Source organism: Bacillus sp. PS108, from assembly GCF_037963335.1.
GTDB classification, from domain to species: domain Bacteria; phylum Bacillota; class Bacilli; order Bacillales; family Bacillaceae; genus Bacillus; species Bacillus subtilis.
The window spans coordinates 1,747,746-1,764,816 of sequence record NZ_CP150155.1 but is presented as its reverse complement, the minus strand read 5'-3'; the positions used below and the strand labels follow the sequence as shown (position 1 = coordinate 1,764,816).

The 17,071-nt window shown below is 43.1% G+C and carries 15 protein-coding genes; 2 read left to right on the top strand and 13 right to left on the bottom strand.

From position 1 onward, the window contains the following. Positions 1-45: 45 nt before the first annotated feature. The 11 genes from NSQ16_RS09180 to NSQ16_RS09130 form a co-directional block, all read right to left on the bottom strand. Positions 46-795 carry a polyketide synthase gene (locus NSQ16_RS09180; RefSeq protein WP_119899346.1) on the bottom strand — a complete coding sequence of 250 codons (750 nt, stop codon included), beginning with the start codon at positions 793-795 and terminating at the stop codon, positions 46-48. 39 nt (positions 796-834) lie between these two features. Next, positions 835-1,614 (bottom strand): enoyl-CoA hydratase/isomerase, encoded by a 780-nt coding sequence (locus NSQ16_RS09175; RefSeq protein ID WP_230488494.1) that lies wholly within the window; start codon positions 1,612-1,614, stop codon positions 835-837. After that, a complete protein-coding gene (gene pksG / locus NSQ16_RS09170) occupies positions 1,602-2,864 on the bottom strand; it encodes a hydroxymethylglutaryl-CoA synthase family protein (protein WP_230488495.1) in 1,263 nt (420 codons plus the stop codon). Before pksG ends, NSQ16_RS09175 begins: the two co-directional genes overlap by 13 nt. Continuing rightward, positions 2,865-4,112: a beta-ketoacyl synthase N-terminal-like domain-containing protein gene (gene pksF / locus NSQ16_RS09165; protein ID WP_230488496.1), complete on the bottom strand. Its 1,248-nt coding sequence runs from the start codon at positions 4,110-4,112 to the stop codon at positions 2,865-2,867. Beyond that, a complete protein-coding gene (locus tag NSQ16_RS09160) occupies positions 4,090-4,338 on the bottom strand; it encodes an acyl carrier protein (protein WP_003231809.1) in 249 nt (82 codons plus the stop codon). Before NSQ16_RS09160 ends, pksF begins: the two co-directional genes overlap by 23 nt. Before the next feature lie 61 nt (positions 4,339-4,399). Beyond that, a complete protein-coding gene (fabD, locus tag NSQ16_RS09155) occupies positions 4,400-6,703 on the bottom strand; it encodes an ACP S-malonyltransferase (RefSeq protein WP_339232692.1) in 2,304 nt (767 codons plus the stop codon). Next, positions 6,700-7,674: an acyltransferase domain-containing protein gene (locus tag NSQ16_RS09150; RefSeq protein WP_064671399.1), complete on the bottom strand. Its 975-nt coding sequence runs from the start codon at positions 7,672-7,674 to the stop codon at positions 6,700-6,702. The genes fabD (NSQ16_RS09155) and NSQ16_RS09150 overlap by 4 nt, the downstream gene beginning before the upstream one ends. A gap of 503 nt (positions 7,675-8,177) precedes the next feature. Next, positions 8,178-9,044, bottom strand: coding sequence for an ACP S-malonyltransferase (fabD, locus tag NSQ16_RS09145; RefSeq protein ID WP_167408158.1), 867 nt, complete (start codon positions 9,042-9,044; stop codon positions 8,178-8,180). Next, a complete protein-coding gene (locus NSQ16_RS09140; RefSeq protein ID WP_120028100.1) occupies positions 9,041-9,307 on the bottom strand; it encodes a hypothetical protein in 267 nt (88 codons plus the stop codon). Before NSQ16_RS09140 ends, fabD (NSQ16_RS09145) begins: the two co-directional genes overlap by 4 nt. A gap of 109 nt (positions 9,308-9,416) precedes the next feature. Beyond that, entirely contained in the window at positions 9,417-10,094 is a 678-nt protein-coding gene (locus tag NSQ16_RS09135; protein ID WP_230488498.1) for an MBL fold metallo-hydrolase, read from the bottom strand. 189 nt (positions 10,095-10,283) lie between these two features. Further along, positions 10,284-10,901 carry a TetR/AcrR family transcriptional regulator gene (locus NSQ16_RS09130; RefSeq protein ID WP_124073228.1) on the bottom strand — a complete coding sequence of 206 codons (618 nt, stop codon included), beginning with the start codon at positions 10,899-10,901 and terminating at the stop codon, positions 10,284-10,286. Between the two features lie 120 nt (positions 10,902-11,021). Between NSQ16_RS09130 and NSQ16_RS09125 the strand changes: the two genes are divergently transcribed. Together NSQ16_RS09125 and NSQ16_RS09120 are read left to right on the top strand one after the other, a co-directional pair. Then, a complete protein-coding gene (locus NSQ16_RS09125; protein ID WP_086343851.1) occupies positions 11,022-11,579 on the top strand; it encodes a hypothetical protein in 558 nt (185 codons plus the stop codon). A 158-nt stretch (positions 11,580-11,737) separates the two neighbouring features. Continuing rightward, positions 11,738-12,193 carry a regulatory YrvL family protein gene (locus NSQ16_RS09120; protein WP_015252068.1) on the top strand — a complete coding sequence of 152 codons (456 nt, stop codon included), beginning with the start codon at positions 11,738-11,740 and terminating at the stop codon, positions 12,191-12,193. A gap of 381 nt (positions 12,194-12,574) precedes the next feature. Here the strand turns inward: NSQ16_RS09120 and mutL are convergent, their stop codons facing one another. Beyond that, positions 12,575-14,458, bottom strand: a complete 1,884-nt coding sequence (mutL, locus tag NSQ16_RS09115; RefSeq protein WP_230488499.1) for a DNA mismatch repair endonuclease MutL — start codon at positions 14,456-14,458, stop codon at positions 12,575-12,577. 15 nt (positions 14,459-14,473) lie between these two features. Further along, positions 14,474-17,050: a DNA mismatch repair protein MutS gene (gene mutS / locus NSQ16_RS09110; protein ID WP_033883742.1), complete on the bottom strand. Its 2,577-nt coding sequence runs from the start codon at positions 17,048-17,050 to the stop codon at positions 14,474-14,476. Positions 17,051-17,071: the final 21 nt, after the last annotated feature.

Here is a 17,071-nt window from a genome sequence, read left to right as displayed (position 1 = left end):
CACGCTGCCTCCATTTCACCTGCAAAATTTTATATATATTTTCAGTTAATTACCATATAACCCTTTGATTCTACTTTTGACTTCTTCATGATGAAATGTTTCCTCATGCATCATCAGTTCCTGTTCAATGACGCGCGGCAGCTGATTGCGAAGCGGGGCAACCAAATGATCTTTCAGTGTAACCAGTGAGTTTCTCGGCTTTTCCGCCAGTTCTTGCGCCAGCTCCACTGCATAATCTAACACTTCTGCACGGGGCAGCACCTTAAAGGGAACCCCTCTTTTTTCAAGATCAGCTCCGCGGTAGCTGCCCGCATTCAATAATATTTCCTGGGCTAGGCTGAAACCCAGTTTTTTAGGAACGATAAAGGTAGCGCCCATTCCAGGCGTAAATCCGTATTTCATAAAATTAGCCGTATACACGCTTTCTCTGCTCAGAATGACTATGTCAGCAAAGAGCCCCATGACAAAGCCGCCTCCAATTCCATGGCCCTGCATTGCCGCAATAACTGGAATCTCACAATCCAGCGCCAGAGAATAAAGATTGTCATCAGTGAACTTGGTCAATCCCTGTTGAATTCGAAGCAGTCCTTCTTGCGTTCCTCCTGAAGCAAAATAATTATCATATCCTGTCAAAATGACCGCTTTGTATTTTGGGTTCTGCCGTATGTATTCAAACGCTTGAATTAAACCGTCTGTAAGTTCTTGTGAAAACGCGTTTTTATGAGTGCGATCTTGCATCTTTACCTGAATAATGGCGGATTCAATTTCGATAAGCTCTACAACAGAATGCGTCATGATGTCCTCCTAACGGTTCTGATTGTCATTTTTAAACGGTTACTGATCCTCCCATGGGAATTGTCCTGTTTCAACATACCTGATGATTCCCATTTGGTTTTGAGGATCAGAAAACATGTCTTGATTTGCAGTTAAAGCGGTGGCTTTCGCACGACTGACTTGATGATCAAGTGAGCTCATAAACTGTTTATAATGTGCGATTCCTTTTTTATTCAGCCTCCGCAAACGCAATAAATGCTTTCTCAGCAGCACGTCACTTTCAGCATCAAAAGCATCTATTAACCCCCATTCACTGGCTTCCTGAACGGAAATCGGCTTTGTCATAAGCGTCATATAATGCGCTTTCTGCCGGCCGATACGGCGGATCAGAAACGGTAAAACACAAGCAGGGTACAGGCCGAATAGCAGCTCAGAGAGACTGAATGACGCCGTCTGATCAGCAATGGCAATATCTGTGGCAGATACAAATCCAAGACCGCCGGCATTCACTTTTCCCCTGACATGCGAAATCGTGACATAAGTGCCGGTCTGCAATTTCATCCACAAATCATAGAGAGGCTCTTGGGAGCTTGCCTGTTTTCTGCCCCTTTTCATTTCCTGATAGATTTCTTGAAAATCCGCTCCGAAACAAAACACCTCGGGAAGCCCCTCTAAAACGACAACCGTCACCGTTGATGTTTCACATTGGTTTAACACTTGCAAGCATTCTTTTATCAGCGTGTCATTAATCGTATTATTCGCTTCAGGACGGTGAAAGGTAATATAGCAAACCGACGCTTGAAAGCGGACCTTTATCGTTTGATAGGTCACGAGATCCACCTGTACTTCCGATGAAACTCAGAAATTTCTTCTAAAAACAAGCGCGGCTTCTCTTGAGTGGACTGAATGATGCCCGGTATCATCTCAAAGTCCAGCTTTACATTGCGCGTCCCAAACCGCACCATCCCGCTCCCCTTAAACAATAGCTCATACTCTTCCATGGAGAGCTGATACCGGCGATCCAAATGCTTCTCAATACCAAATGTTCGCTGACGCTCCTGGCCTTGCGGAGTTGTAATTCCGCTGTAAAATTCAGAACAGCAGCCGGATCCGTAGGAAAAACAGCCAATTCGTTTAGGCGTATCAAATCTCCCTTGGTCTATCGTGCTGGCCAATGCCAGAAACAAGGCTGCCCCCATAATATTTCCAACCCGTTGACAGTAGTTTAAACCTGGTTTTACCCGAGTTAAAAAGTCCGTCTCAATCCCGGATGTTTTCACCTTCGCCACCTTACGCATCATTGTCCGGTGCGCACCTTTCACCATCCCGCCAAAGGGCGTATGGTAAGCAAGATATTGAAACGTGTCCTGATAATTGGCACCCGGTACACGCTTTTGATATTCCAGAAAGGTCTGTTCGCAGCAATCCAAATATGACATTAAAGACAGATCAGAATCTCCCGCTTCACTGTCGGGAATGGGGCGGCACGTGTCCATCACTTCATAGCCGTAATAACCATTTGCTCCGGGATCTATTTGAAACACCTCGGGATTTTCGCCAACTAAAACGGCCACCGCTCCCGCTCCGGCGCTCGGTTCCGCATAAGACCAATCTTCGCTTAAAGCGTCTCCGCCCTCAGCGATTAAAAAACGTGAAATATCACTGGCGATAACCAGTGCTTTGGCACCCGGAGAAGTCTGGGATAATATAAAATTCACCGCCATCTGAAATCCCGCTGTCCCTGAATAACACGCCTGTTTAACCTCAAACAAACGGCAGTTGCGGTTGAGACCTAAATATTCATGGATATATGTACTTAACGATTTCCCAAAGTCGATCCCGGATTCAGAGCAAGTGATCAGCAATTCAATCCGGTCCTTCTCTGCTTCAGATAAAGCATCAATAATCGGCTTAGCTGCATTGACTCCGAAGGTCACGGGATCTTCATAAGGCAGTGCTACCGCTTTTTCTTTCATTAATAAGTTTTCAAATCTCGCAGTATCTAAGTGTCTGTATTTGGCCAGCTCCATGACATCAAGGTATGCCGTTCCGCCAAAGACATTCATCGCTTCTATTCCGGCTGAAACCATTTATGATTCGCCTCCACATTTCTCAATGTTTTGTATACAAACCGCGGTGTTCATTCCGCCAAACCCCATGCTTAAGCTCAGCGCATTTTTGATGCGGTATGAAATCGATTTCTCATTTACCCAATGAAAGGAATCATCGATTGGATGATCCAAATTCCTGCTCGGATGCAGGGCAGATTTTTTCATTTGCAGCAAAACAGAAATAATCTCTACGATGCCCGCCGCACTAAGCCCGTGTCCGGTTATCGATTTTGTTGCATTGATATAAGCATGGGAAAGCCCGCATGCACGGAGCGCCTTTAATTCTGTTTCATCTCCAATAAAAGAACCTGTACCATGAGGATTAATATAATCAATATCTTCTGGTGAAAGGCCGGCACGCCCCAGCGCCTTCTGGATGACATGAATCTCTCCTTCTAATGAAGGATCAGGGTTCCGGTTTCCGTCCAGTTTAATTGACCAGCCAGGCAATGCTGCATAAGGTTTAACACCTCTTTGTAAAGCCGTCTCCCTTCGTTCTATTACCAATGCACCGCACGATTCTCCATAAATAAACCCGTCTCTGTTTCGATCGAAGGGCCGGCACGCTTTTTCAGGTTCATCAGCATATTTGTCCGTTCCCATAGCGCCTAAAGCCCTTAGCGCCTCACATTCCATATAAGAAAGATCCATTAAAGCACCAAGTGCTATGCAAGTATCAACTTCGCCTGACAGGACTTGCTGAATCGCATGAATGACTGCTAACTGGCCGCTGGCCGAGGCTCCTCCTACCGTATATGCCAATCCTGTGATGCCAAACTGATCTGTACATATCCCGCAAAGATCGCTGTCCATGAAAGACAGGCCAAACGCCGGCGAAATAAAACCAGAGCGGTCTTGATAGCTTTCATAAACCTCTAAGGTTTCTCTCTGCTGGAAATTTGATCCGCCGACTACCAGTCCGATACGAGAGGAATCTGTATCGTCCAATTCAGCCTCCTCCCAAGCCTCCGTGAGAGTTACCAATGCAGTGCGGCTGGAAAATGATGCTTTCCGCAATATTTTTTTAGAAAGCCGGTCGGGATAAGACAATGATGCGATTTCAGCTCCGATAAACCGGCTGTCTTTTTGTCTGCCTGAACGCTTCATGACATCAAAGGCATGTCTGCCGGACAGCAGCGAGGAAGCAAAATCCTCTTTCCCTTGACCGATAGAGGCCGTGACGCCTACACCGGTCACTACGACCTCAGGCAGATTGCACTTTGTCATAAAGCACCTCAGCTAATTCACCGATGTTTTTCACTCCGGATAGCTCAATGCGAGGAATTTTTAACGATAAATCCTCTAGCACCATTGTGATAATTTCAGCTCTGTCTACAGAATCAGCCCCTAACTCAACTAACTGATCTTCAGGCTCAAATCTGTGTCCGTCTAATTCAGGAAGCACCTCGCAAATATTGGTGATTAATACTTCAAAGATTCTCTGTTTATCCATAACGCGCTCTCTCCTTCAATGGATCATTTTAATGATTTTTATAGGTATATTTTCATAATATTCAAACTTTTATCCTTATATTGTCTGTTTCATGCGACGGCTGATACATCGATTGCATCCGTTCATGAAGCAATACTGCCGTTTCTGTCATTAATTTTTTCGCGATTTCATCGACATGACGGTTTCGCCAATTTTCTAATTGCGATCCTTTGACCCATTGATTAAAGGCTCCCAGCGCGGGACCGCAGTGAATTTGATAATCAACCTTCGAATGTTCGCTTCCGCTGATTGCCAATTTTGAGCTGTATCTGAAGTACCATCGGAAAATCAAAGCCATTTTATGCTTCGGGTTTTGTTCAGCCTTCTCAATGTCTGCCGCGGGATAATGCAATGCAATATCTTTATATATGTCTTCTATACTGCGTTTAAAGTATTTCTCCTCAAGCTGGGCCAGCATCTTTGCATCCAGCTCACGTATAGAACCATACCGCTGGTACAGTTCATATAACTTGTTTGCACGTGCGGGAAAGAACACGCCTTTTTTTAGCACTTGCACTTTACTGCCCGATTCAAACATATCGCCAGCAGGCGCATAGGCTGTATCTTGTACATTCATCTGCTGAAGCAAATCCTTTACTTTATCACTTGTTGCCGCCTCAACCGTACATTGATTGATTGAACCTGTTAGAATAAAATCTGCCCCAAGCATAAAAGCCGCCATCGCTGCCTCAGGTGTTCCAATCCCTCCAGCTGCACCAACTCTTATTTTTTTCCGATATTGATATTTTTTCATCATGTCATCTCTTAAAGATGTCATCGCCGGCATCAGGCTGTATGCCACACCGCCATCTGTATGACCGCCTGAATCAGCTTCTACACAAATATCGTCAGCCATCGGAATGCACCGCAACAACTCAGCTTCGTTCATAGTGATTTTATTTTCTCGTAAAAGCTTTTGCAGCATATTCTCAGGTGCAGGACTCAGAAATGATTCTGCAACTTCCGGCCGTGATATTTTTGCTATGAGACGATTTGAGCATATAACGTCACCATTTTGATTTCGTTTCACTCCTTTTGCGCGGTACCTTACTAATGCAGGAGTGACACTTAAAAATGCTGAAGCTTCCACAATGCTCACTTGATTCCTCAATAAAAGATCGATCATTTTTTCTTCTGATTCAGTATGTTTCATATTGTGGACCAGATTGATGCCATAGGCTTGTCCTTTCCCTAATTCACCTTGTATAGCATGGATCGCATCTTCAACCTCTTTCAGGCTCAGACCTCCTGTGCCAAAGAACCCCATCATTCCCGCTCTTGACAGCTTTACTACCATTTCTTTCGAAGCAATGCCGCGGTACATTCCTCCTGCAAGATAAGCATATGTAAGATGATAATCTTGTTTAAATTCAGCACTTCCTAAAGAATCTGCCGTAATCCCGGCTTGAACATTGCGTTGCTCCTTTAGATGCGCACTGATCGCGGGGTTCTTTTTCGGTATATATGTCAATGGTTCAGCTTCATTTTTAATCCGATGAATGAGACCGGTTAATACAGTTCCAGGCCCAATCTCTGCAAACTCCATTTCTCCTCTTCCCATCAGGAAACGAATGCTGTCCGTCCATTTCACTGTGTTGTCCATTTGTTCAGATAATGTATCTTTTAATCTGTCTTGATGGTATGGCTCTGCGTAGACATTGGAGATAACCGGGATCGCCAAAGGTGCAAACTGGAATGAGTCAATATATTGCTTAAATACCTGTTTGGCTTCATTCATATATCTGGAATGAAAAGCTCCGCTCACATTTAATGGATGAAACAGCTTTACATCCTTGGTGTTTTCAAAAACAGCCCGAGCTTTTTCAATCTCGTTTTTCGGGCCAGAAATCACAATTTGCCGGGGCGTATTTTCATTTGCCACATCAATGTCATAAAGACGGTGCTCTTCTAAAACGGCTGTAACTTGTTCCTTACTCAGGCCGATCACAGCAGCCATTCCGCCCCCTGTAATTCGTCCCATCAATTCTCCTCTTTTTTTGACGAGCCTTAATCCGGTTTCAAAATCAAATGCACCGGCTGCCATCAGCGCATTGTATTCTCCTAAGCTGTGTCCTGCCGCAAAATCAGGTTTTCTGCCGGTCTCCTCCACTCTCTTCAAGTAACTGAGTGCATTAACAACATACAAAGCCGGCTGCGTGTATTCAGTATGATTTACATCCAGATATGATTTTTCGGTACATAGCTTCTCTATTGAATAGCCCAATATTTGATCTGCTTGATCTGTCAAATGCTGATACTGTTCAAATAGCCCTTGTCCCATCCCCTTTTGCTGGGAGCCTTGCCCTGGAAAGACATATGTAATCATCTTGTAAACTTCCTTTCTGGTGTACGGAAATACTCAACCGTATTCAGATTTTTCAGCTCCTGATGAAATGGTGTTATGATTGAGCAGCAACGGTCAGCTGAATCACCCGGAATCAGCTGTTTCACAAAAGCAGCTAAGGTGCCGGATGGCCCTAAATCGATAAACTTGCATGTATGCTGGCTTTCCAAATATCGAATCGCTTCACGAAACATCATTGGCTTTCTGACCGCATTCCAAAAGAAATTCTCGTCCATTACGTGAAGGCAGCTTCCCGTTAAGCTCGATACAATCGGTATTGACGGTTTTTTAAAAGATTTTGATCTTAAAAATTCTGCATAGGCACTCTCTGCCGGATCAATAAGCGAAGAATGAAAGGCATAGGACACAGGAAGCAGCTGGCAAAGAATCTGCTTCTCCTTTAAATCCTCCATAATCTTCCTTATATGATCTTCTTCACCAGAAATGACGAAGTGCGAATCATAATTGATAGAAATGAGTTCACTATTTCCAAACAGTTGCGGATGATCATTCAGCAATTGCGGTTTGTCAAGAATGGCCAGCATTTTTCCTTTATCGCAGGAATTCTGGATGATAATAGCCTGTTCAAGTATGCAATCCAGTATATCCTCTGCGTCTGACACACCAGAAACTGCCGCTGCTGCGAATTCTCCCAGACTTGATCCCAATACGTAATCAGGATAAATTCCCCTGTCTTCCAAAACCTTATATAAGGAATACTCAATCATAAAAATGGCGGGGTGGGAAAAAAGAATACTGTCAAACGGATCTGACACACGTTTACCTGGATGGTAGATTTCTTCAACAATGGATGTGCCGATTCGCCGTGCTGCAATGGCATCCATTTCAAGCATTGATTGGCGAAACACGGTATTTTCCTTAAATAGTTCTTTCCCCATGTGATAGTATTGGGAACCTTGCCCGGAAAACATAAAAACAAGCGGTTCATTCATGTGTATAACCTTCTTTTTTTATATTTATGACGGCTATTGGATTTCTTATTTCCATGTATGTTGTAAAAGCACATAGCAGCGATTGAAATGAAATTAATAAATGGAAAAGACATATGTGAAAAAGTAAAGGAGATTCAACTTGGAAGGATTGCTATTGGTGCTCTGGATGCGGTTCATTTATGACGTGATCGTAGATGTATGTTGATATCTCAAAATTGATGTAACATGATAACAGGATCAGCAAAGAACATCGACTCTATGATTGGTGGGTACGGTTAAAAAATGGACCATCTAGATGTGGGAGCGATGGTTTGACAGACCGGCTGACATAGTTCAAATGTCTAACTTAATTTATCAGCCTCTTTATGTAACAGTATATAAAGTTATTCAATTAGAAACAGTGTCAATCGAACGATTGAATCTTTAAAACTTTATACCTTAAATGAAAGGAAATCTGTGTTTAGACCTGATTGATGAGGTACACGGCCATAGGGGCAAATGCTTTAGTGGGGCATTGCTTCCGCATCTTTCTTTATGCGATGAATTAACCCAGTTAAAACATTTCCAGGCCCTACCTCCTCAAACTCCATATGGCCTTTTTTCATTAAGTATCTTATGCTGTCAGTCCATTTCACTGAATGATTAATTTGATCAGCCAGCGTCTGTTTCATGAATTCGTATGTATACGGTTTGGCATACACATTAGAAATAACCGGGATAGACGGAGGCGAAAAATAAAAGGCATGAAGGAACTCCTCAAATTCTTCTTTTGCCTTATTCATGTATCTGGAATGAAACGCGCCGCTTACGTTTAAGGGGAGTACCATTGTAACTTCAGTCATCGTTTCAAAAAGAGATGCGGCTTTTTCAATCTCATCTTTTTTTCCTGAAATTACAATTTGATATGGGGCATTCACATTAGCGATATCAACATCATGTAAATGATATTCTTTCAGAGCCTTTGCAACCTGCTCTTCATTTAGTCCCATAACAGCTGCCATACCGCCGTTGCTTATCAGACTCATCAGCTCGCCTCTTTTTCTGACAAGCTGTAAACCTGTCTCAAAATCAAAGGCTTCAGCTGCAAATAACGCATTGTATTCACCCAAGCTGTGCCCGGCGACAAAGTCAGGTTTCACTTCTTCATCCTTGATTTTTTTCAGATAGCTTAGTGCGTTTACCACATATAATGCCGGCTGAGTAAATTGCGTTTTGTTTAAATTGGAATAAGGATTTTCCAGGCAAAGACGTTTGATAGAATATCCTAAGATCTCATCTGCCTGATCCGTCAGTTCTTTAAATTCATCGAATAGGCCGCTGCCCATTCCCTGTTTTTGTGAACCCTGACCTGGAAAAACATATGTGATCATTCTCTCAAAGCCACCCTTCCGATTAGTAGATGTATTTCACTTCTGTATGATTTTATAATAGTGATGACCGGATAAATAGTAGCATGTTCATGTTGATGGTAACCTCTGTAAATATTATCCGTCAAGTTAATTTTTCCTACAGTTTGCTCGATTGTTTTTCTGCTTTTTTCCATTGAGGAATAAAGGATCAGGAGATATAACAGAACATAAGAAAAAAGACCCAGATCACGTATAGGGCGCCATATCATGATAATGCGCTTCATTTTCTTTCAAATGAGTTTTCAAAATAAATAACACCTTCTATGTAATCATTTTCGAAAATAAAAATCATTTAGATATCCGAAGAAAAATAGGATAATAGATTCAGAAGGATTATTTAAAATCAAAAATACCTTTTTGGTTTTTACGAGTGCGAAATTTCACAAAATATTCTTTTTTATCAATTTGAAAGTAAATATTATGCTGATAAAGATCCTTTATCGAATGGCCGGGCGATTTGCCAAATGAGTGACCAGGATACACCCGTACATGGGGTGAAACCTCCGACTTTATTCTTTGAATACTATCAAACATCTCTTCCGCAGAGCTGCCATCATCCTCACATATGCCGCACCCTTCTGTAAACACCGTATCTCCGGTAAAAATACTCTCAGAAAACAAATAACACATTCCGCCGGCTGTATGCCCCGGTGTGAGAAGACATTGTGCTCTTGTGTTTCCTATGCTGATTGTCTGATGATCATCTAGGCTAATTAAATTTCTGCATCGGAATTGATAATAATCAATTTCTTTTTTTGACATATAAACTTGAGCGTTAAACATCTTCGTCAGCGGGTCTACCAGATTTACATGATCATAATGAGAGTGTGTCAATGCGACTGCCTTTAATTCCGCTTCGAGTTCAGAAAGTGTAGTGGTTATCTTTATCAATTCCCATGAGGGATCAACAACAATTGCAGATCTGCTTACAATATCTTCAATGATATAGCAATAATTCGTCCAGCCCTGATACCTTGTTTTAATTGGATGCACCTTGTAAGTAAGATTCATTTATACCATCCCTATCATGTAAAGTTCTTAAACGATGGACCAGTGTTCATCCCTCAGTCCGTCTTTCATTCCACTTTACCAAACAGCATGATTGTTTTCCATTTTTTTCAGAGATCCTTGTTCTTTGAATATAAAAAAGCGACTCTTTTGGACGCATGCCCAACAAGAATCGCTTTTCGCACTAGTGCCTTAAGGATGACGTTTTTGTGTCTCACGTGTATCTTCCACGCAAATTGACTCTACATGCTGCATAATGACCCGCTTAATTCGGTCTTTATTCACTCGCACAGGGTCAAGCATGGCATGTAAAGCCAAGCCGTCAACAAGCGCGTAAAGTCTCTCAGCTTCAATGTCTTTATCAGCATTCAGCTTCAATAAATCGGATTCATCTAAATAGGCAATCAGATTCCGCATGCCGCTGAAAATCCCGTCATGATTCGCATCAAACATATCCTTTTTATGTCTGGCGTAAGCAGTAAAAGCAAACCAAACCTCCATCTCTCTAATCGTTTCTTCATTCGTTGGGACCATTTCAAGCAAAATTTGCAACACTTTTTCCTTAGGGAGCAAATCCCTCACTGAAACGTCCTTAATTCGGTCCGTTACTTTTTCTTGGACAAGTTTCATTGCAAAAGCAAGCAATTCATCCTGTGTAGAGAAATAATGGCGCAGCGCACCTAATGACAATCCTGCTTCCTTTGCAATGTTCCTGGCTGATGCTCCCTCCATCCCTCGTTCTAAAATGACGCGCCACGTTGCTTCTGCAATTTGTTTTCTTCTTTTCTCATGGTCAATTTGTTTTGGCATAGCTTTATTGTAACAAGAAAAAAATGAGAGAGCAATTTTTATAATACAGTTGTGTTACAAAAACAAAGATGGTAACATATTATTTAAATAATACAACTGTATTGAAAAGAGGGGAATGGATTGAACGGTATCGCATGGATGATTGTTTTCTGTGAAATTGCGTTTTGGGTTGTCATTGTTTTGGGGCTTGCTGTACGCTACGTATTCAAACGACATACATTAGGACTTCTATTCCTTGCCTTAACTCCAGTTATTGATTTGATCTTGTTAGCGGCAACTGGTGTGGACCTTTACCGCGGAGCCTCAGCGACCGCAGCCCATGGGATTGCAGCTGTTTACATCGGTATATCGATCGCTTATGGGAAACAAATGATTCAATGGGCAGATGAAAAGTTTCAATATTATGTGACAAAAAAAGGAACAAAACCGCTGAAACGTTTTGGAATGGACCATGCCAAGCACGGTGCGAAAGGCTGGCTAAGACATGTGCTGGCCTACTTAATTGGTGCGGGACTATTGGCAGGGATGATCTATTTTATCAATGACTCTGCCCGAACCGAAGCATTGAGCGGCATTCTTAAACTGTGGACTGTCATTATAGGAATTGACTTTCTCATTACAGCCAGCTATTTTATTTGGCCAAAAAAAGAGAAAGCTTCGGCGAATCTCAGGAGTTAACATGAAGAAAAAGGCCCTTCCCCAGTGGAAAGGGTCTTTTTTGGTTTTGTTAAAATATGCTATACTATTTTCGTTAGAAAACAGACTTATAGATATTTTGGGCTGATTCAAGGGTAACTGTTTGTATGAGTAAGCAGGTGAAGGGAGTGTCATCATACTTGAACCAAAAAGAACAGAACGAGCACTCTAAAGATTTTAACCTGAGATCAAAATTAATCGGAATTGTATCTATCACTTTTATCGCGGCCATTGCGCTTGCAGTCATCTTCGGCGGCTTTTTCTTCGGGATGAAAGGCTTATTCTCCATACTGGGCATCACATACGCTTCCAATCAAACATTAGCTTTATTTATTTTAGCCTGCTTTGCTGTAGGTTTAATCATAGACCCACTCACAAAGATTATCTCTATCATTTTGGCAAAATCACTTTCATTGAAAAAGACTGCACTTTTTGCTTTTATACTGTATTTTATCAGCAATCTTATAACGATCTGTTTTGCAGATTACTTTATGCAGTCTATTTATATTCCAGATGTCTTGCTTGTTGTGATATCAGCTTTCATGGCTTTCATTGAACTTGCTTTTGATAACCAACCTAATAGAGAAGCAGCTTAAAATGCCGATGGCAGATATGGAAAATTCATAACACCTTATATTTGGACACCACCAGTTATATAAACGAAAAAACTCCCTGTTCACACGAACGTTGTAATTTAAATTCTGCATTCTAAAATGATTCTTACATTCGGATCATCAAGTTCATCCAAAAAGATAATGATCTTCGGACCACATGCCATGTGTTTCCACCCCCTCACCCAAAATATACATTAATCCCAATTGCCTGTAAATGGAAATTTTGTTATACGGAGGAACCATGAAGTATAATGCGTTAACACTGCTCACACGTTTACAACCGTTTCTTATAATCTGACACTCGAAGGAGTACAAAAAAAGCATTGATCCATTCAGAGAATGGATCAATGCCTACCACCCCCGCTACATCACGCGTTTGAACATCTTTTCCATCTCATATGTCGAATGGTGAATGATGATCGGGCGGCCGTGCGGGCATGTAAATGGGTCTGATGTGCTTCGGAGGTCGTCCAGAAGCGCTTTGATTTCGTCGTTTCTGAGGTGGCGATTTGCTTTGATGGAGCCTTTACAGCTCATCATAATCGCGGCTTCCTCGCGGAGTTTTTTAATATCTATATTTTTGGAGTCGAGCACCTGCTGAATGATTTCTTCTATGAGCTCTGCTTCTTCTCCCTTTGGAAACCAGGCCGGGTGGCAGCGGACGATGTAACTGTTAGAGCCGAATGACTCTAAAAAGACACCGACGCTTTCGAGCTCTTGTTTGTGCTGTTCAATAATCAAAGCCTCATTTGTGGAGTAGTGGAACGTCAGCGGTACAATCATATCCTGCACCTCAGGCTCAACCTCCCCCACCTTTTCACGAAAGTACTCATATTTAATACGTTCCTGGGCGGCGTGCTGGTCGATAATATACAGGCCGTTTTCGTTTTGTGCCAATATATAAGTCCCGTGCATCTGGCCGATCGGGTACATAATCGGAACCCGCTCAGACGCTGGCTGCTGCTGTCCCTCATGGCATTCCTGCTCAAATGTATCTGGCTCTTTCGCTGAAACATCGGACACCTCAAGGGTTTGTTCCTGATCAACGATAGGAGGAGCATCAAATTGGAGAGGAGGCAATTCCTCCTCCGCATCAACTGGCTCTTTCACGACTGAGCTGAGCTTCATTGGTGAATAAGATGGCGCAGTCGATTTTTCCGGAGCTTTTTTTTCCGCAGGCTTTTCATCAAAGGTTATGAACTGCTGCTCATTTTTGATAACAGGTGGCGATTTTTTCGGAAGCTGGGCACTCGGAATCAGCTGCTGCTGTTTAAATACATCTTTAATTCCGTCACGAATTAAGTCATGAAGCTCTGTTTCCTTGCTGAGCCGGACCTCAAGCTTCGATGGATGCACATTGACATCGACTAAAATCGGGTCCATCGTAATTTCTATAAAAGTAATCGGATGGCGTCCGATCGGCAGAAGCGTATGATAGCCTTCATGAACCGCTTTGACGAGCGGGAAATTTTTAATGTAACGGCCATTGACCACAGACGACATATAGTTCCTCGACGCCCGTGTAATCTCTGGGAGGGCGATATATCCCTTTACTTCAAAATCCAAGGAGCTCACATGCAGCGGAAGCATTTTTTTGGCGACAGCCGTGCCGTAAATCGCTGCCAGTACATGGCGCACATCTCCGTTTCCGTTCGTTTGAAGCAGGTTTTTCCCATGATGGCGCAGGCGGATCGATACCTCTGGATGCGCCAGAGCAATACGGTTAACCACATCCGTAATGTTTCCAAGCTCTGTATGAACGGTTTTCATATATTTCAAACGGGCCGGTGTGTTAAAAAACAGGTTGGAAACGACAATTTCAGTTCCCTTCCTGCTTGAGGAACGCGATTCGGAAATGATGTTTCCTCCTTGGAGGACGAGCTTCGTCCCAGCTCCTTCACCAGTGCTTGTTGTAATCTCCAGATGAGAGACTGACGCGATACTCGGCAGGGCTTCTCCCCTGAAACCGAGCGTTCTCACCCTGAATAAATCATTTTCATCTTTTATTTTACTCGTTGCGTGGCGGCGGAAAGCACGCTTACAATCTTCATTCTCCATTCCTTCGCCGTTATCCAAGACCCGAATGGATGCAAGGCCTGCTTCCTCAATATCGATTTCAATGACTGTGCTGTCAGCGTCGATCGCATTTTCCACCAATTCTTTGACGACTGAGGCGGGCCGTTCCACAACCTCGCCCGCCGCTATTTTATTCGAAAGCTCATCTGACAGCTGGATGACTTTTGCCACATTCATCACCCCGTTTTAATGTAATTTCTTTTGCAGCTTGTACATTTCATTCATCGCTTCAAGCGGTGTCATATCCAGTATATTAAGTGATTTGAAGGCATCGATCACTTGCTTTTCTTTTTTTGAAAGCTTTGGTGTTTCAGCCGGCTTTTCCGCTTCGTCAAAAAAGGACAGCTGTGCCGGCTCTTCTTTCACCTGAGGTTTCTGCACCGGCACTTCCGGTTTGTTTCCTGAATGCTCAAGCTCTTTTAAAATATCTTGGGCGCGGGCAATCAGATCTCCCGGCAGTTCGGCAAGCTGAGCTACATGGATACCATAGCTTTTATCAGCGGCACCTTCTTTGATTTGATGAAGAAAGACAACCGTTCCGTTATATTCTTCAGCGCGAACATGAACGTTTTTCAGCTGGGGCAGCTTGTCCTCAAGAACGGTCAGCTCGTGATAGTGTGTGCTGAACAGCGTCTTGGCGCCGATATGATCGTGAACATATTCAATAATCGCCTGTGCCAGCGCCATGCCGTCATAAGTGGACGTTCCCCGCCCGATTTCATCAAACAGAATGAGGCTGTTTTTCGTCGCGTTGACAATCGCATTTTTCGCTTCAAGCATTTCTACCATAAATGTACTTTGTCCGGAAATCAAATCATCTGCAGCGCCGATTCGCGTAAAAATTTGATCAAAAATCGGAAGCACCGCTTTTTTCGCGGGTACAAAGCAGCCGATTTGCGCCATAATGGAAATGAGCGCGATTTGTCTCATATACGTGCTTTTCCCTGACATGTTTGGACCTGTAATGAGAAGCATTTGTCTGTTATCGCCCATCATGCAGTTGTTCGGGACATATTCCTGGCTGTCCATGACTTTTTCAACAACCGGGTGTCTGCCTTCAATCACTTCGACTTCATCTTTAGAGAACTCCGGTTTCGTGTAGTGGCGATTTTCACTGATTGTCGCAAAGCATTGCAGTGCGTCCAGCTCGCTCATCTGTTTTGCAAGCTGCTGCAGCCGCGGAATATACTGCTTCACTTTCTCGCGCAGCTCGGTAAACAGCTCGTACTCCAGCTCACAGATGTTATTTTCCGCTTCTAAAATGAGCGCTTCTTTTTCTTTTAATTCAGGTGTAATGTAGCGCTCTGCATTGGTTAACGTCTGCTTCCGCTCATAACGCCCTTCCTCAAGCAAATGCAAATTTGCTTTTGTCACTTCAATGTAATAACCGAAAACTTTATTAAAGCCGACCTTTAAAGAGCGAATGCCTGTGTATTCCCGCTCCTGCTGTTCCAGGCGGGCAATCCAGTCTTTTCCGTTTCTGCTTGCATCACGATATTCATCAAGCTTTTGATTATAACCATCTTTAATCAGGTTCCCTTCTTTTACCGATAAAGGAGGGTTTTCGTACAGCGCTTCTTCCAGCAGTTCAAGTACATCCCCGCAAGGGTCAATGCGCTCTGCACGTTCCTTGGCCTTGTCATGAGCCAGTGAAGCAACCAGCTGTTTGATGCCAGGAACTTGCTTTAACGATTCCTTCAGCTGAATCAAATCCCGGGCATTGACATTTCCGAATGCAACGCGTCCGGCAAGGCGTTCTAAGTCATATACTTCTTTTAAACGTTCACGCAGATCTTCCCGTTCAAAGAAATGGGACATTAATGTTTCCACCATTTCTTGGCGCTCTTCGATTTGATTGACTCTGATAAGCGGCCGGTCAATCCACTGTTTAAGCAGCCGGCCTCCCATTGCCGTTTTTGTTTCATCCAGCAGCCACAAAAGGGAGCCTTTTTTATTTTTCGAACGAATCGTTTCGGTCAGCTCCAGATTACGCTTTGAGTACAAGTCAATTTTCATCGCTTCCTCAAGCTCATACACCTGCACGGGCTGAAGATGATCAAGGCTGCGCTTTTGGGTTCTTTTCAAATACGTATATAAGCGCATAAATGTTTTTGTTATATCTTCATTATTTAAGTGCTCAATGATCGTTACGTGTTCGTCTGTTTCTCCATCTTCAATTGAGATCGTTGCACCGCACCGCTCTCTCAGCTGTGCCACTGTATCGGCATCCAAGCTTCCTGAAACCACGATTTCCCGTGCGCCGACTGAATAAATTTCTGATATGACGTCTTCAAGCCGTTCAATCAAAACAGCCAAATTTTCTCCCGTTGTTAAATCAGACAGCGCAAGTCCGTATCCGTTCGAGCAGGCTGAAACAGATGCGATAAAATTATTTTCCGATTCATGGATGCCTTTGCCGTCCATTACAGTTCCGGGCGTAATCAGCTGAACCACTTCTCTTTTCACAACGCCCTTTGCGGCTTTCGGATCTTCCGTCTGTTCACAGATCGCCACTTTGTATCCTTTTTTAATAAGCTGTTCGATATACGCGGAAGCAGAATGATACGGCACACCGCACATCGGTATTTTTTCAGCCGCACCGCCATCTCTGCTCGTTAACGTAATTTCCAGCTCTTGTGACGCTTTTTTGGCGTCCTCAAAAAACATTTCATAAAAATCACCCAGGCGAAAAAATAAAAAGGCATCCTGGTGCTCTGCCTTTATTTTTAAATATTGCTGTATCATAGGCGTATAACCGGCCATTGTTTAATCCCTCACTATGTA

Bases quoted from the DNA above. Each gene is read 5' to 3' on its own strand.
- NSQ16_RS09180 (WP_119899346.1), bottom strand. From the start codon at position 795: ATGACGCATTCTGTTGTAGAGCTTATCGAAATTGAATCCGCCATTATT.
- pksG (WP_230488495.1), bottom strand. From the start codon at position 2,864: ATGGTTTCAGCCGGAATAGAAGCGATGAATGTCTTTGGCGGAACGGCA.
- pksF (WP_230488496.1), bottom strand. From the start codon at position 4,112: ATGACAAAGTGCAATCTGCCTGAGGTCGTAGTGACCGGTGTAGGCGTC.
- NSQ16_RS09160 (WP_003231809.1), bottom strand. From the start codon at position 4,338: ATGGATAAACAGAGAATCTTTGAAGTATTAATCACCAATATTTGCGAG.
- fabD (WP_339232692.1), bottom strand. From the start codon at position 6,703: ATGATTACATATGTCTTTCCAGGGCAAGGCTCCCAGCAAAAGGGGATG.
- NSQ16_RS09150 (WP_064671399.1), bottom strand. From the start codon at position 7,674: ATGAATGAACCGCTTGTTTTTATGTTTTCCGGGCAAGGTTCCCAATAC.
- fabD (WP_167408158.1), bottom strand. From the start codon at position 9,044: ATGATCACATATGTTTTTCCAGGTCAGGGTTCACAAAAACAGGGAATG.
- NSQ16_RS09140 (WP_120028100.1), bottom strand. From the start codon at position 9,307: ATGAAGCGCATTATCATGATATGGCGCCCTATACGTGATCTGGGTCTT.
- NSQ16_RS09135 (WP_230488498.1), bottom strand. From the start codon at position 10,094: ATGAATCTTACTTACAAGGTGCATCCAATTAAAACAAGGTATCAGGGC.
- NSQ16_RS09130 (WP_124073228.1), bottom strand. From the start codon at position 10,901: ATGCCAAAACAAATTGACCATGAGAAAAGAAGAAAACAAATTGCAGAA.
- mutS (WP_033883742.1), bottom strand. From the start codon at position 17,050: ATGGCCGGTTATACGCCTATGATACAGCAATATTTAAAAATAAAGGCA.